16 protein-coding genes are annotated in these 13,888 nt (G+C 70.3%); 6 read left to right on the top strand and 10 right to left on the bottom strand.

Annotated features, from left to right (window positions below):
* The first annotated feature begins 1 nt into the window (after nucleotide 1).
* From MX571_RS01260 to MX571_RS01250, 3 genes are all read left to right on the top strand, one after another.
* On the top strand, nucleotides 2–1,177 hold the full coding sequence (locus MX571_RS01260; protein WP_247413779.1) for an MFS transporter: 1,176 nt from the start codon (nucleotides 2–4) through the stop codon (nucleotides 1,175–1,177).
* A 61-nt stretch (nucleotides 1,178–1,238) separates the two neighbouring features.
* A complete protein-coding gene (locus MX571_RS01255) occupies nucleotides 1,239–1,766 on the top strand; it encodes an NUDIX domain-containing protein (protein ID WP_247413778.1) in 528 nt (175 codons plus the stop codon).
* 29 nt (nucleotides 1,767–1,795) lie between these two features.
* A complete protein-coding gene (locus MX571_RS01250) occupies nucleotides 1,796–2,209 on the top strand; it encodes a rhodanese-like domain-containing protein (RefSeq protein ID WP_247413777.1) in 414 nt (137 codons plus the stop codon).
* A 60-nt stretch (nucleotides 2,210–2,269) separates the two neighbouring features.
* Here MX571_RS01250 and yciH read toward each other — a convergent pair whose 3' ends face one another.
* The 5 genes from yciH to MX571_RS01225 form a co-directional block, all read right to left on the bottom strand.
* Nucleotides 2,270–2,563, bottom strand: coding sequence for a stress response translation initiation inhibitor YciH (gene yciH, locus MX571_RS01245; protein ID WP_158206300.1), 294 nt, complete (start codon nucleotides 2,561–2,563; stop codon nucleotides 2,270–2,272).
* 149 nt (nucleotides 2,564–2,712) lie between these two features.
* On the bottom strand, nucleotides 2,713–4,893 hold the full coding sequence (locus MX571_RS01240; protein ID WP_247413776.1) for a transglutaminase TgpA family protein: 2,181 nt from the start codon (nucleotides 4,891–4,893) through the stop codon (nucleotides 2,713–2,715).
* Nucleotides 4,894–4,949: 56 nt separating this feature from the next.
* Nucleotides 4,950–5,924 carry a DUF58 domain-containing protein gene (locus MX571_RS01235; RefSeq protein ID WP_247413775.1) on the bottom strand — a complete coding sequence of 325 codons (975 nt, stop codon included), beginning with the start codon at nucleotides 5,922–5,924 and terminating at the stop codon, nucleotides 4,950–4,952.
* On the bottom strand, nucleotides 5,921–6,877 hold the full coding sequence (locus MX571_RS01230) for an AAA family ATPase (RefSeq protein WP_247413774.1): 957 nt from the start codon (nucleotides 6,875–6,877) through the stop codon (nucleotides 5,921–5,923). Before MX571_RS01230 ends, MX571_RS01235 begins: the two co-directional genes overlap by 4 nt.
* A 154-nt stretch (nucleotides 6,878–7,031) precedes the next feature.
* Complete coding sequence (locus tag MX571_RS01225; protein WP_247413773.1) at nucleotides 7,032–7,301, bottom strand: DUF7573 domain-containing protein; 270 nt, start codon at nucleotides 7,299–7,301, stop codon at nucleotides 7,032–7,034.
* Between the two features lie 75 nt (nucleotides 7,302–7,376).
* Here MX571_RS01225 and MX571_RS01220 point away from each other — a divergent pair, with 75 nt between their 5' ends.
* On the top strand, nucleotides 7,377–7,649 hold the full coding sequence (locus tag MX571_RS01220) for a DUF8024 family protein (RefSeq protein ID WP_247413772.1): 273 nt from the start codon (nucleotides 7,377–7,379) through the stop codon (nucleotides 7,647–7,649).
* A 19-nt stretch (nucleotides 7,650–7,668) separates the two neighbouring features.
* Here MX571_RS01220 and MX571_RS01215 read toward each other — a convergent pair whose 3' ends face one another.
* From MX571_RS01215 to MX571_RS01205, 3 genes are read right to left on the bottom strand one after another with little or no spacing between them, the layout of a single operon-like run.
* Entirely contained in the window at nucleotides 7,669–8,685 is a 1,017-nt protein-coding gene (locus tag MX571_RS01215) for a 5,10-methylenetetrahydromethanopterin reductase (protein ID WP_247413771.1), read from the bottom strand.
* Entirely contained in the window at nucleotides 8,682–9,434 is a 753-nt protein-coding gene (locus tag MX571_RS01210; protein ID WP_247413770.1) for a coenzyme F420-0:L-glutamate ligase, read from the bottom strand. The genes MX571_RS01215 and MX571_RS01210 overlap by 4 nt, the downstream gene beginning before the upstream one ends.
* A 56-nt stretch (nucleotides 9,435–9,490) precedes the next feature.
* A complete protein-coding gene (locus MX571_RS01205; RefSeq protein ID WP_247413769.1) occupies nucleotides 9,491–9,706 on the bottom strand; it encodes a hypothetical protein in 216 nt (71 codons plus the stop codon).
* A 158-nt stretch (nucleotides 9,707–9,864) separates the two neighbouring features.
* On the opposite strand from MX571_RS01205, the gene MX571_RS01200 reads away from it, so the two are divergent.
* Complete coding sequence (locus MX571_RS01200; protein ID WP_247413768.1) at nucleotides 9,865–10,491, top strand: rhomboid family intramembrane serine protease; 627 nt, start codon at nucleotides 9,865–9,867, stop codon at nucleotides 10,489–10,491.
* 62 nt (nucleotides 10,492–10,553) lie between these two features.
* Here MX571_RS01200 and MX571_RS01195 read toward each other — a convergent pair whose 3' ends face one another.
* On the bottom strand, nucleotides 10,554–11,102 hold the full coding sequence (locus tag MX571_RS01195) for a metallophosphoesterase family protein (protein WP_247413767.1): 549 nt from the start codon (nucleotides 11,100–11,102) through the stop codon (nucleotides 10,554–10,556).
* A gap of 105 nt (nucleotides 11,103–11,207) precedes the next feature.
* Nucleotides 11,208–12,392 carry an AI-2E family transporter gene (locus MX571_RS01190; RefSeq protein ID WP_247413766.1) on the bottom strand — a complete coding sequence of 395 codons (1,185 nt, stop codon included), beginning with the start codon at nucleotides 12,390–12,392 and terminating at the stop codon, nucleotides 11,208–11,210.
* A gap of 159 nt (nucleotides 12,393–12,551) precedes the next feature.
* On the opposite strand from MX571_RS01190, the gene MX571_RS01185 reads away from it, so the two are divergent.
* Entirely contained in the window at nucleotides 12,552–13,877 is a 1,326-nt protein-coding gene (locus MX571_RS01185) for an eIF2B alpha/beta/delta subunit family protein (protein ID WP_247418406.1), read from the top strand.
* Nucleotides 13,878–13,888 lie beyond the last annotated feature (11 nt).

The following is a 13,888-nucleotide window of genomic DNA, read 5'->3' as shown; positions in this document are numbered from 1 at the left end:
CGTGTCTGGCCTGACCGGCGACGGCAAGGGGAGCGTCCTCGGCACCGTCGCCGCCGGCTGGTTCGTCGTCCTCGGGGCGCGCTACGTCGTGCCCGCGCTCCTGCCGTACGTCCGCGAGGAGTTCGCGTTCTCCAGCACGCTCGCGGGCGTCGTCGTCACCGTCATCTGGGTCACCTACGCGCTGATGCAGTTCCCGGCGGGGACGATGGCCGACCGGGTCGGCGAACGCCCGCTGCTCGCCGTCAGCCTCCTGACGGGCGGCGCGAGCCTGCTCGTGTTCTACGTCGCCCCCGGCGTCGGCGTCTTCCTGCTCGCGTGTGCGCTGTTCGGCTTCGCGACGGGGCTGTTCGGCCCGCCGCGCGCAACCATCCTCACCCGGACGTTCCGCGAGAACGACGGCGTCGCGTTCGGTATCGTCCTCGCCGCTGGCTCCGTCGGCGCGGCGGGGCTCCCCATCGCGACGACGTGGCTCACCGAGCAGTACGGCTGGCGGACGGCGCTCGGCGGCATCGCGCCCGTCTTCCTCGCACTGGGGGTCGTGTCGTGGCTCGTCCTCCCCGACGACGGCGGCGGGTCGGCCGTCGAGTTCTCGGTCGGGGCCGTCCGCTCGGCCATCGCCAACCGGGGGGTCGTGCTCGCCGTCCTCGCCATGACGGTGATGCTGTTCGCGATGCAGGGGCTGACCGCGTTCTTCCCGACGTACCTCCACGAGCAGAAGGGACTCACCGAGACGACGGCGGCGAGCGTCTACGCGCTGTTGTTCCTCGGCGGCGGCGTCTCGCAGTGGCTGGCGGGGAGCGCGGCCGACCGGTTCGGTCACCACCGCGTGATGCTCGCCGTCTCGGCGTTCTCCGTCCTGCCGCTGGTCGCGCTCCCGTTCGTCGACGGCGTCCTCGCGCTCTCGGCCGTCGCCATCACGCTGGGCGTCCGCCTCGCCGTCGGGCCGCTCTCGAACGGCTACATCGTCCGCCTGCTGGCCGAGGAGGTGCAGGGGACGGCGTGGGGCCTGCTCCGAACCGCGTTCTTCGTCGTCGGCTCGTTCGGCTCCGTCGCCGTCGGCGCGATGGCCGACCAGGGGCTGTTCGACGTCGCGTTCCTCCTGCTGGCCCTCCTCACGGCGGTCGCGACGGTCGTCTACGTCTTCCTCCCGGACCGAGGGACGGCGGCCCGAGTGTAGGGCCGGACGGTCGACCGTGGCGAAGCGGAACCTACTCCGAGGTCGTCGTCGGACGCGCCGTATGGACGACTGGCCCGTCACCGACACGAGCGTCGAGTACGAGAACCCGTTCTTCGCGGTCCGCCGGGACAGCGTCGAGCAGGCCGACGGGACGCCCGGCGACTACTACTACCTCGACAAACCCGACGACGTGACGGTCGTGGCGGTCACGGAGGAGGGCGAACTGGTCCTCGTCGAGCAGTACCGACCGCGACTCCGCGGGACGTTCCTTGAGTGTCCCGCCGGAAGCACCGAGGGCGACGACCCACTGGACGCCGCGGCGCGAGAACTCCGCGAGGAGACCGGCTATCGGGCGGGAGCCCTCGAACACGTCGGCTCGTACTACCCCTCGGGCTGGGAGCGGAGTCGTCAGCACGTCGTCGTCGCCACCGACCTCGAAGCGGGCGACCCGGAACTCCACTCCGGCGAGTCCGACATCGAGGTCCACCATCGGTCGGTGACGGAGGCGTTCGAGTACGTCCGCTCGACGTCGGCCGTCGCCTGGCTGGCGATGCCGCTGTTCCTCGCTCGCGAGGCCGGTCTCCTGTAGCTTAAGCCGCCGGCGTCCCGTGTCTCGGTATGGACGGCGAGATTCGCGCCGAGGAGCTCCGTGACCTCATCGAGTCGGACGCCGACGTCCGCATCGTCGACATCCGCGCACCGGGCGCGTTCGCACAGGGTCACATCCCCGGCAGCGAGAACATCCCCTTCGCAGAACTCCCGCAGCGCGTCGAGTCGCTCGACGGAGCGAACCGTGTCGTGACGGTCTGTCCGGTCGGCAAGTCCTCGATACAGGCCGCCAGGCTCGTCGGTTCCTACGAGGGGGCGAACGGAGCCACCGTCGAGAGCCTCGCGGGGGGTATCGACGGCTGGGAGTTCGGATTCGAAGCGGGGAGCGACGGACGCGGCGAAGGAGACGACGGGGCCAGCGCGACGGCCGGTGACCCAGCGACTGGAGACACGACGGACGAGGGGCCGGACGCACCGTTCTGAGCAGTGGCGTCGCTGGTGGCGTTCTGAGTGACGACGAGAACGTGGAGGTCGGACGGTCGGTCAGGCCACGTTGAAGCCCTTCTCGCGCAGGAAGTCCTCGACCCGGCCGGTGTGGTTCCCCTGCAGTTCGATGGAATCGTCCTCGACGGTTCCACCGCAGGCGAACTTCGACTTCAGGTCGGAGGACAGGCTGTCCATGTCCACGTCACGCGGGTCGAACCCCGTGATGACCGTTACCTCCTTTCCGTATCGGCGCTCGTCGATGTGGATGTTGATCTCCTGGGACTCCTTGGCGACGTCCTCGCAGACGCAGAGTTCCTGGGGCAATCCACACGTCGAGCAGACTTCCGACATTACGAGTTGGGGGTACTCGATGGCTCTATTAAAGACTGTCGGGAGGCGTGACGAAACGAACCGGAGAGACCGGCGGCGAGACCCTTCTCAGGTGACGGCACGCCGAAACTGACGACGTGGAGACAGGTCTGCCGCCGGGCGGACGGCGGTCAGAACCGCCGGTACTTGCCGACGAGGTCGTCGACGCGTTCGACCGCCTCGTCTGCGGCCGCCTCGTCGGCCTGCCCGGCGTAGACGGCCCGTTCGTATATCTCACCGACGCGCATCGCGTCGCGGTCGCCGAGCGACCGGAGGTACCGCCGCGACGTCTCGCCGGTGTGTCGCGGTCGACGCTCCCTGGACAGGAGGTACTCCATCCGCTCGTGGGCGCGTTCGATGTCGTGGACCGGGTCGTCCGTCCGTGGCTGGTGACGGAGCCAGACGACGCGGTAGGCGCGGTCGGCGGCCCCGCTCCGGCGGACGGCGGCCGCGACGCCGAGGAGGACGACCGCGCCGAGCGCCGTCTCCTCGCGGGTCGGCGACGGCAGCGAGAAGCCGCCGTCCCCGGTCGAACTGTTGTTGGTCGTGACGGCACCGCCGCCGCCGAAGCTCCCGTCGATACCCCCGAGCCCGCCGGGTGGCGTCTCCGTCCGGGCCACGCCGTCCGGGACTCCGCCCTGCGAGTCGTTGGTGTCGTTGCCCGAGGGGGCCGCCGTCGTGTCGGGTGTGGGCGTCGCCGTGGGCGTCGGTGTTGGCGTCGACCCCGGCACGTCGACCCCACCGGTGCCGTTGGAGCGCGCCTGGTCCAGGCTGTCGCGTTCGACGGCCGTGCGCGGGCCGGACGGTGTCGGGTCGAACTGTTGCCAGCCGTAGCCGGGGAAGTACACCTCGACCCACGCGTGGGCGTTCAGTCCCCGGACGACGTACTCGCCGTCGACGTCCTGCCCCGGCGTGTAGCCCGTGACGAATCTGGCGGGGATACCCTGTGAGCGCAGCATGGCGACCATCGTCGTCGCGTAGTACGTACAGTACCCCGACTCCATGTCGAAGAGGAACGAACTCGCGACGTCGCCGTTCGGTCGCTCCACGTCCAGCGAGTAGGACTTCTCTTCGAGGTGATTCTCGACGACGCGGGCCGTGTCGTAGCTGTTGTTCGCGTTCGAGGTGAGGGTCGTGGTGTACTCGGTCAGCGCCTGCGGCGTGCTCTCCGGCAGTCGCGTGTACTGCTCGACGTCGACGTCCTCGTAGTCGGTGTCCGCCTCGCGCAACTGGTCGGGCGTGGCCGTCGAGACGCGACTGACGACCTCGTAGCGGTCGCCGCTGGCGAGCGGGTCGTTCGTCTGCAACCCGCCGAACGCCGTCACCTGCGACTCCTCGCCGTTCAGGGTGGCCGGCTTCCACGCCGCCGGGAGCACGGACAGCTCCGTCTCGGCGGTCACCGTCTGGACCAGTCGGTTCGTCGGCCCCGGTGGCCACGACTGGGAGCCGTCGAACTCGCCGACGGCGGCGGTCCGGACCCAGCCGTCGCCCGTGTACCGGTCGTAGGAGGCGACCTTCCAGTAGCGGCTCTCGTCGGCGTCGACGCGGAACCTGACCTCGGGGCTGAGACTGATGGAGCCCTGGATGGTCACCTCGCCGTTGGTCTGCGTCAGGCTCGACTCGATGGTGTCCGCGCCGCCCACGCCGCTCCGTAGCAGCGGCTGGCTCGCACCGCCGGGGACGAGCGAGACGGAGACGGTCAGCACCACCATCGCGGCGACGACCATCGCCACCCCGTCGGCGTCCGCGAGGTGGCCGCCGCGCAGGTCGACGTCGCCGACGCCGACCGCGGTGGCGGCCGCGAGCACGCCGAACAGCGCGAGAATCACGCCCGCGTTGGTCGTCAGGATGAAGAAGACGAGCGCGCTGAGGCCGACGAACGCGGCCAGTGAGTACCGGCGACGGCCGACGAAGAACCACGAGAGGAACACCGGGACCGGGGCGAACGCGGTCGCCCACACCCCGGCGTTGATGATCTTCAGGATGCTCAGCCCCGTCAGGAGCGCCACGATGTCGTCGAACACGAGGTCGATACGCGACAGGAGCATCCCGCCGTTCGGGATCGTCGGGACGTAGAGCAACGCGCCGCCGAGGGCGATGGCGATGCCCAGCGGGACGGCGAGCGCGTCCGGGAGGAACCGCCCGAGGACGAGACCGCTGGCGAACGCGCCCGCGACGACGAGCGCGAACAACTCGACGTCGCCCGCGACGTTCACCGCCTCGTAGAGGACGGACAGGTACGTCGCCGTGAGGACCACCATCGCGCCCATCGCGACGGCGCGCGGACCGAACCGGTCGAGGATACGACTCACGCGACCACCCCCAGAGCTTCGCTCTGGTGTACTTGCGCTCGCTCGCTGACGCTCACTCACGCGACCACCTCCCCACTCCCGACGAGGTCGGAGTAGCTGACGTCGGCACCGCGGACCTCGACGGTCGTCTCGCCGTCGGCGAACACGTGGACGTCGGCGTCGGCGACGGCGTCACCACCGACCCGACCCGGCGGCGTCCGCGCCAGCAGGTCGAGGGCGGTCTGTCGGTGGTGGTCGCCGATTCCCGCCTCCAGTTCGCCGCGCGGGACGACCAGTTCCACCTCGATGCCCATGTCGAGCAGGAACGAGACGATGCTGGCGACGGCGCTCGCCATCTCGTCGGCGTTCCTGCCCGACCCGTCGGCGGTCGCTTCGCCGACGACGCTGACCGCGCCCTGGTCCTCGGCGGCGAACTCGGTGACGACGATGTCGCCGTACTTCGCGGTCGTCTTCCAGTTCACGTCGCGCAGGGAGTCGCCCGGCGCGTACTCGCGCAGGCGGTCGAACGCCTGTCGGTCGGGCATCCCGGCCCGGTCGAGGAGGCCCGCGAGCGGTGCCCCGTCCGTGATGGGCCGGACCGTCGGGTAGACGAGCACCTCCTTGTCGCTCTCGTAGCGGAACGTCCGGACGACGAGGCCGAGCGGGTCCATCACCCGCATCGTGAGCGGCCCGACGCCGTGGGCGCCGCGACTGGCGTACTCGACCTCGTACTCGACGTGGCCGTCGCCGGTCAGCGCGGTCGTGTACCGGTCGGGTCGCAGTCCGTTCGAGAGTCGGTCTTCGAGGTCGACGGTCCCGCTGGCGTCGACGTTGAACCGCATCGACCGGGTCTCGCCGGGGGTGCCGGGCGGCGGGACGAGTCGCTCGACCGTCGGTCGGTCGGCCCGCCAGACGACGACGAGGGCGTAGCCGACGGCTATCAGGGACGGCGCGGCGACTGCGTTGAGCGCACGGGCACCGAACATCGCGCCGACGACGAACGCGCCGACGGTCGCCAGGCCGACGACGACACCTCGCCGCGTCGGTCTCATACGTCGACGCGCTCCAGGGCCTCCTGGACGAGCTCTCGACCCGTGTGGTCGCCGTCCGGTGCCGGTCGAATCCGGTGGCCGAACGTGACGACCGCCTCCCGCTGGACGTCGTCGGGGATGACGTAGTCGCGGTCGTTGAGGACCGCGCGGGCCTGTGCGGCGCGGAGGAGCGCGATGGAACCGCGGGGACTGACGCCGAGCGTCGCGTGCTCGCGGGTGAACCGGGCGAGTCCGGTGACGTACTCCCGGATGGCGTCCTCGACGGTGACGTTCGCCACCGTTCGACGGGCCGCGACGACCTCGTCGACGGTCGCGACCGGGCCGAGCGTCTCGATGGGGTGCTCGCCGACGACGCGCGCGAGCACCTCGGACTCGTCGCTCTTATCGGGGTACCCCATCTGCAGTTTCTTCATGAAGCGGTCGAGTTCGGCGGCGGGGAGTTCGTAGGTCCGGTCGCGTTCGACGGAGTTCTGCGTCGCGATGACGATGAAGGGGTCCGGGACGCTCCGCGTGGTCCCGTCGACGGTGACCTGGTTCTCCTCCATCGCTTCGAGGAGGGCCGACTGCGTCTTCGGCGGCGCGCGGTTTATCTCGTCGCCGAGGACGACGTTGCCGAACACGGGGCCGGGGTGGAACTCGAACTCGCGGTCCTTCTCGTTGAACACGTTCACGCCGGTCACGTCCGTCGGGAGGAGGTCGGGCGTGAACTGGACGCGCTTGAACGAGCAGTCGACCGAGCGGGCGACCGCTCGCGCGAGCATCGTCTTCCCGACGCCGGGGACGTCTTCGAGGAGGACGTGTCCACGGGCCAGCAGCGTCGTGACGAGGTGTTCGACGACGTCGTGGTGGCCGACGATGACCTCCTCGACGTTCGCCGTGACGCGCCGGGCGAGGGCTCCGGCCGTCTCCACGTCCGTCGCGCCGCCGGAATCGGCAGCGAGGTTATCACTCATTGTGTGTGACGTGTTCGCAACGGGAGTAAAGCTCTTGTGTGGCTCATAGCGTGGGGGAGGATGTCTTACACGCCTGGAACGTGCCGAAGTACCGTAACTCTGCTGGATTCGTGAGCTATGTGATAATCATACTCATCAATCGTTGTCGCCGTGGTCACCAGTTCTTACAGTCGATGCAGACGAGGCGGCCGTCGTCCCGCCAGCGGCGCTCGACGGTCGACTCGCACGCGCCGCAGGCGGCTCCGCCGGGCGTCCAGTCCATCGTCGACTCGGCGGGGTTGACGGTGAGCGACGGCTTCGAGTCGGTGCCGTTCTCGCCGGTCTCCGTGGCGTGCTCGGGGGTGTCGTCCACGTCGTCCGTCTCGCCCCCACTCTCGGCCGATTCGGCGCTCCCACCGACGAACTCGTCCAGCGACCGGTCCATACCGGGAGTCGCTCCCCCAGCGTGATAGCCGTGGTGGACGGACACACCCAAGTAGTAACGCTCCGAACGCGGGGTATGCAGAACGCAGTCGTCAAACTGCTCGAGAGCATCCCCGAGATGATCCGACAGTTCGGAGAGGTTGCCTTCGGCGCGGGCGGGTTCGACCCGTTCCAGTTCGCCCTGTTGCTGTCCGGGGCGCTGTTCGTCGGCATCGCCGTCGTCTTCTTCGGCTACCTCGCGTTCGGGGCGCTCGTCCGACCGCTCGGTAACCTCCCGACGCCGAACCGCGGCCACCGCGACCGGCGCGACCAGGAGTACCGCGAGCAGGTCCACCGCCACCGGAACTGAACCGTCGCGGTCTCTCCTCTCAGTCGTCTCGACCCGATGCGTCGACCAGCGCCTGCCCGGCCAGTTCGATAGCGCGGTCGAGGTCCGGTCCCAGCGGCGACCCGACGACGACGCTGTCGGCGTGGTCGAGGATGGCGGCGAAGCGCTCGGTCACGGTCTCGGGGTCGCCAGCGACCGCGAACGCGTCCAGCATCGCCGGCGTCACCCGCTCGAACGCCTCGCCGAACTCGCCCGACGAGATGTGCTCGCCGATGCGCTCTGCGGCGTCGGCGTCGATACCGTGGCGGTCGAGCACCGGCGGTGCCGCGCCCGCCGTGATGAACGCGACGGGGGGCCGCGCCGCCTCGCGGGCCGCCTCCGCGTCCTCGCCCACCGAGACGCTGGCGAACGCGGCGAGGTCGAACCGGTCGGCTCCGTCGTCGCCGTCGCTCGGCGCTTCGTCGCGCTGGTCGAGGCCTTCGTCCACGCGCTCTCGTGCCCACGCGAGGTCGTCGGGGTGCGAGCCGTTGAACAGCAGGCCGTCGGCGCACTTGCCCGCCATCCGGCACATCTGCGGCCCCTCGCCACCGACGTAGACCGGTATCGACGCGCCCTGTGGCGGTTCGAAGTTCAGTCCCGCGGACGACGCCTCGAAGCTCCCCTCGTGGTCGATTCGCTCGCCCGCCCACAGGTCGCGGGCGGCCTCGAACGCCTCCAGCACCGGTCGCAGTCCTCGCTCGTCGCCGACGCCGAGGTTGCGGAGCGTCGAGGGGTCGCCCGGCCCGACGCCGAACACGGCGCGCCCGCCCGACAGCTCGTCGAGGGTCGCCACCTGCCCGGCGAGGCGGACGGGGTGGGTCTCGAACGGGTTGGCGACGCCCGGTCCCAGACGGACCGACGCCGTCGCGTCGGCGATTCGCGTCAGCGCGGCGAACGGGTCCCGGTTGTTGTAGTGGCACGTCGCGAACACCGTGTCGAAGCCCGCGTCCTCCGCGCTCGCGGCGAGGCCCGCCACCCGGTCGACGTCGTGTTCGGGCGTGAGTTCGATACCGTTCATCCGGGGAACTCCCAGGCCTGCAGGGCCTGTCGAATCAGGTCGTCGTCGTACTCCCGGAACAGGTTGTCCGAGCCGTCGTGGTCGCCGAACTCGAACCCCCGGACGACGACCAGCGGTGTCCCGCCGTCGCCCTCGCCGGTGAGGAGGTTCGACGCTGCGGCGAGTTCGTCGACGACGGACTCGACGGTGACGCCGAGTTCCCGGCCGTCGCGGTCGGTCTCGCCGCGCCAGTCACGCGAGGCGGACATCCCGGCCCACCCGATGGTGACGCCACGCTGGCCGTGGCGGAACGGCCGCCCGCAGGTGTCGGTGACGACGACGGGGACGCCCAGTTCCTCGTGGAGTCGCGCGGCGCTCCCCGACGGGTCTTCCGGGAGGAGGAGCAGGTCGGCCTCGGGGACGTTCGAGCGGTCGATGCCCGCGTTGACCGTGACGTGCCCGAAGTGCGTCTCGGTCAGCAGGAAGGGTGCCTCCGTCACGAGGTCGGTCGATTCGTCGAGGACGACCTGCGCGAACCGGGGGTCCTTCGCCTCGCCCGTGACGTCTTCGAGTCGCTGGGCGATGGCGCGGGCGCGGTCGCTCGCCGTCACGTCGTCGAGGTCGACGGTGCGTCCCTCGGCCTTCGAGACGACGGTGCTCGCCACGCAGAGTACGTCGTCGGCCCGCAGGTCGACGCGTTCCTCGACGACGGCCGCGAGGTCGCCGCCCTCGCGTATCTCCGGCACGTCGGCGAGCGCGAACAGTTCCATGGCCGTGCGTCGGGAGCGCGCGGCTTAAACGGGCGCGGTACCGGAGAGGCTTCGCGTCACTGTGCCGCGTCGAGGTCGAGGCGTGCGCGTCCGCCGAAGAAGACGGCAACGAACACGAGACCGTCGGCGATGGCACCCGCCTGGACGAGGGTCCCGATGGACAGCGAGAGCGTCCCGCTGCTGTCGAGGGCGTAGCCCACGAGCACGACGAGGCCGAACGCGACGATGCCGGCACCCATGCCGAGGACCGCGAGGCGGCTGTTGGGGTCCATAGCGGCACGCTCGGTGACTGCACCTATAGTTAGACAGTACGAACGGCGTACAGAATCGCGCTCTCCGTCGAACGCGAACGTCTCGTGGGCCGAACACGGTCCGACCGTACCGTCGGTAGCGTGCGTGGACTTTTGTAATAGGAGCGACCAATTACGGTATGGGTCGGCTCTCCGGTAGTCCGACGGTGCAGACGCTCGCCCTCATGCTCGTCGTGAGTCTCCTCTACTGGGGCGTGCGGACGCTCGCCGGATTCCTCCCCGTCGTCACCGGGGCGTCGCTGTTCGTCCTCGGGCCGTGGTTCCCCTCGGCGCCGTGGACGCTCGTGACGAGCGTCTACGCGCACGCCGGTGTCGGACACCTCGTCGCGAACGCCATCACGCTCGCGTTCGCCGGGCTCCTGCTCGAACGCTCGACGACGACGGTCCGCTACCACACGTTCTTTCTCGCGACTGGGATACTCGCCGGTCTCTCGCAGGTGGTCCTCAACGGCGGTGGCGGCGTCCTCGGCGCGAGCGGAGCCATCTTCGCGCTCATCGGGTACATCGTCACCGCCAACCCCATCTCGGAGGTGGCGCTCTCCCGCCTCCGCCTGACTCGGGGCGTGCAGGTCGTCGTCTTCGCCGTCCTCGCCGTCGTCGTCACGGTACTGACCGGTGGGCCGGGCGTCGCGCTCTACGCGCACTTCGCGGGGCTCCTGGTGGGCCTGGTGGCCGGGCGACTCCACGTCCTCGAACCGTCGACGCCCGCCAGCGAGCGCTCGGCGACGAGCCAGTACCGGGTCTGAGGAGCGAGGTCGGGACGCAGAGTCGCGGAGTCTACGGCAGTGAGCAGGTTCTTCTCGGCAGGTCAGTGTTCCGCGAGGTGGACCTCCACCTCGCCGTCGTCGACGTGGAGGACCATCATCGTCGTCCGCGTCGCCGGGTCCGCGCCCGTCGCGCTGCCGGGGTTGAGCATCCGGATGCCGTCGGCGAACGGCGTCTGCCGGTCGGTGTCGGGGCCGGTCGCGGGCACCGTCTCGTCGCGCACCTGGTGGGTGTGCCCGGAGACGCCGACGACGGGGAGTTCGGTCTCGCCGGCCGCCTCCTCGACGGTGGCGGCGACGCGTTCGTCGTAGTCCTCGACGCTCCCCGTCCCGTGGGTGACGACGAACAGTACGCCGTCGAGTTCGACGGTGGCCGTCTCGGGCAGGTCGTCGTCGGTGACGTCGCGGTCCATGTTCCCCCGGACGGCGGTGAGTTCCGCCGCGAGGTCGGCGACGTCGTCGTACGCCGCCGGCGAGTCGAAGTCGCCGGCGTGGATGACGTGGTCCGCCTCGGTGAGTTCCTCCCGGACCCAGTCCGGGATGGCGTCGGCGCGAGACGGGACGTGCGTGTCGGAACAGACGGCGATGCGCATGGCGGGTGGGTCGTCGGGCGGCCGTATAAGTCCAGACCCCGATTCGCGGCGAATTCGGCCGATTCGCTCGCTCTGGTCTGCTCGCTCCGGTTCGCCCCGGCTCGCTCAGGTGCCCTTCGGCGACGGGCCGACGTCGTCGGTGTCGGCGTCGTCGAGCGTCGCCTGCGTCGACGGCATGGCCGTCGGCGGCGTCCCGGCGTCGAGCGGTTCCCCGCGGACCAGTCGCGGGAAGACGACCCGGAGGAACTCCCACGTGAGGACGAACAGCAGCGGCGCGAGGAAGATGCCGTACCAGCCCCACAGGCCGCCGCCGAGCAGGTACGTGAACAGGAGGAGCGACGCGGGCACGTCCCGGCCGGCGAGTCGCGGCCGGACGACGTAGCGGACGACGTTGTCGAGGCCCCAGAACGTCAGGAAGAGGAACACCAGCGGGTACCACAGCAACACCGGGTCGGTCGTGACCGCGACGAACGAGAGGTACGCGGCGATGATGGAGTAGACGATTCCGCGCCCGATGAGCGGGATGAACGTGGCGACGCCGGTCAGCGCGGCGAACAGCACCGGCTGGGGGATGTCCATGCCGGGCGGGGCGACGAGGTTCAACCCGACGTAGAGCACGATGGAGATGACGATGACGGCGAAGATGGTGAGCAGTTGCCCGTAGTAGACGCTCCCCAGGTCGAGGTCGACCGCGCGGAGGTACCGGTTGGCGGGGCTGTCCGCCTCGGCCACCTCGCGTTCGAACCACGCCACCAGTCGGCTGTCGTCCCGGAGCAGGAAGTAGACGAACGCGGCGATGAGGAACGTCTGGTAGACGACGCCGCCGAGTGCCCCGACGGTCCCCAGTATCGCGTCGAGCCCGCTCTGGACCGTCGCGTCAGCCAGCAGCGTCTGGACGTAGTCGACGGCCTGCTGGGGCGTCTGAATCCCGGCCAGACTGTCCAGGTACGGGTCGACGAAGGCACCGAACTGTCCGGTGATGGTGCTGCGGAGTCCGACGACGGCGCTGACGACCGTGGCGAGGACGAGTCCCAGGATGACGATGAACGGGAGGACGACCGCGAACAGCGAGACCATCGCCGACCGTCCGGCCCCGCCGAGTCGCTCTTCGATGCGCTTGTTGACCGGTCGGGTCGCGTAGTAGACGAACAGCCCCAGCGCGAACGTCCCGACGTAGCGGTAGCCGACCCACAGCAACAGCAGGCCGACGAGGGCGGCGACCGCCCACCAGAACGCCCGCCGTGGAGACTGCGGAAGCCAGTCCGGACCCGAGTGCGACTGCGTGCTCATACCGAACTGTTGTTTACGAGGGAACATAAATCGCTACAGCCCTCCCCGTCCCGACCTGTCGGCATCCGGTGTACCCACGCGTCTCGACAGGTCGCGAGCGTCGGGGACGGACTCTTGCGTCGGGCCCCCCTGAAACCGGTCGTGTCCGACGACGAATCGATGGACGGGGACGACGACGCGACCCACGTCGTCACCTGCTTCCTCCGGAACGGGACCGACGTCCTGCTGTGCCGCCGGAGCGATGCGGTCGGGTCGTACGCGGGTCGGTGGGGCGGCGTCGCGGGCCACGCCGAGGGCGACCCCGACGCGCTCGCCCGCGAGGAGATACGGGAGGAGACGGGCCTGCTCGACGCCTGCACGCTCGTCCGGGCGAGCGACCCGTTCTCGGTCCACGACCCGGACCACGGCGAGTGGGTCGTCCACCCGTACCTGTTCGACTGCGACTCGCGGGACGCGATCACGAACGAGGAGACGGCCGAGTACGAGTGGGTACCGCCGACGGCCGTCCTCGACCGCGAGACGGTGCCCGACCTCTGGACCTCCTACCGACGGGTCGCGCCGAGCGTCGAGTCGATCAGCGAAGACCGCGAGCACGGGTCGGCGTCACTCTCGGTGCGTGCCTGCGAGGTACTGCGCGACCGGGCGGCGGAACTCGCCCACGGCGTCGACCGCGACGACCGTGACGACCGCGAACCGCCCGACGACCGGGACGAACTGACCGCACTCGCCCGCGACCTGCGCGACGCCCGACCGAGCATGGTCGTCGTCGAGAACCGCGTGAACCGGGTGCTGGCCGGCGCGAGCGACGCTGCAGTCCCGGCGACCGTCGCCGACAGCGCGAGCGCCGTCCTCGCCGACGCGCTGCGTGCCGACTCGGCGGCCGCCGAACACGCCGCCGCGGCACTCGACGGCGCGAGCCACGTCCTGACGCTCTCGCGGTCGGGGACCGTCCGCGAGACGCTGGCCGAACTCGACCCCGAGCGCGTCTCCGTCGCCGAGTCCCGACCCGGCGGCGAGGGCGTCGGCGTCGCGGAGACGCTGGCCGAGGAGTGCGACGTGACGCTCCTGCCCGACAGCGCGGTCGCTCACGCGCTGTCGGGTGACCACGTCGAAGACGACGAGAGCGTCGACGCCGTCCTCGTCGGCGCGGACACGGTCCTCCCCGGCGGGCGCGTCGTCAACAAGGTCGGTACGCGGGCCGCACTCCTGCTGGCCGACCGCGAGAGCGTTCCTGCGGTGGTCGTCGCCGCCCGAGACAAGGTGAGTCCGCACGACGAGACCGACCTCGAACCGCAGGACCCGGAAGACGTGTACGGGGGCGACGCCTCGCTGGACGTGCTCGCGCCGACGTTCGACGTGACGCCCGCGGGGGTGGCGACGCTCGTGACGGAGGACGGCGTCCTCGCTCCCGACGAGGTGAGAGCGGTCGCTCGGGAAGCGCGAGAACGGGGACGATGGGACGAACGAATCGACGCAGACGAGTGAGTCCGTTGGAG

This window comes from Halomarina salina (assembly GCF_023074835.1).
GTDB lineage: Archaea > Halobacteriota > Halobacteria > Halobacteriales > Haloarculaceae > Halomarina > Halomarina salina.
This window is presented reverse-complemented; position numbering and strand designations above follow the sequence as displayed.

Excerpts from the sequence above, each read along its gene's own strand:
- MX571_RS01225 (WP_247413773.1), bottom strand. The coding sequence starts at position 7,301 with ATGGACCGGTCGCTGGACGAGTTCGTCGGTGGGAGCGCCGAATCGGCC.
- MX571_RS01215 (WP_247413771.1), bottom strand. The coding sequence starts at position 8,685 with ATGAACGGTATCGAACTCACGCCCGAACACGACGTCGACCGGGTGGCG.
- MX571_RS01255 (WP_247413778.1), top strand. The coding sequence starts at position 1,239 with ATGGACGACTGGCCCGTCACCGACACGAGCGTCGAGTACGAGAACCCG.
- MX571_RS01195 (WP_247413767.1), bottom strand. The coding sequence starts at position 11,102 with ATGCGCATCGCCGTCTGTTCCGACACGCACGTCCCGTCTCGCGCCGAC.
- yciH (WP_158206300.1), bottom strand. The coding sequence starts at position 2,563 with ATGTCGGAAGTCTGCTCGACGTGTGGATTGCCCCAGGAACTCTGCGTC.
- MX571_RS01190 (WP_247413766.1), bottom strand. The coding sequence starts at position 12,392 with ATGAGCACGCAGTCGCACTCGGGTCCGGACTGGCTTCCGCAGTCTCCA.
- MX571_RS01185 (WP_247418406.1), top strand. The coding sequence starts at position 12,552 with ATGGACGGGGACGACGACGCGACCCACGTCGTCACCTGCTTCCTCCGG.
- MX571_RS01205 (WP_247413769.1), bottom strand. The coding sequence starts at position 9,706 with ATGGACCCCAACAGCCGCCTCGCGGTCCTCGGCATGGGTGCCGGCATC.
- MX571_RS01250 (WP_247413777.1), top strand. The coding sequence starts at position 1,796 with ATGGACGGCGAGATTCGCGCCGAGGAGCTCCGTGACCTCATCGAGTCG.
- MX571_RS01220 (WP_247413772.1), top strand. The coding sequence starts at position 7,377 with ATGCAGAACGCAGTCGTCAAACTGCTCGAGAGCATCCCCGAGATGATC.
- MX571_RS01235 (WP_247413775.1), bottom strand. The coding sequence starts at position 5,924 with ATGAGACCGACGCGGCGAGGTGTCGTCGTCGGCCTGGCGACCGTCGGC.
- MX571_RS01200 (WP_247413768.1), top strand. The coding sequence starts at position 9,865 with ATGGGTCGGCTCTCCGGTAGTCCGACGGTGCAGACGCTCGCCCTCATG.
- MX571_RS01230 (WP_247413774.1), bottom strand. The coding sequence starts at position 6,877 with ATGAGTGATAACCTCGCTGCCGATTCCGGCGGCGCGACGGACGTGGAG.
- MX571_RS01210 (WP_247413770.1), bottom strand. The coding sequence starts at position 9,434 with ATGGAACTGTTCGCGCTCGCCGACGTGCCGGAGATACGCGAGGGCGGC.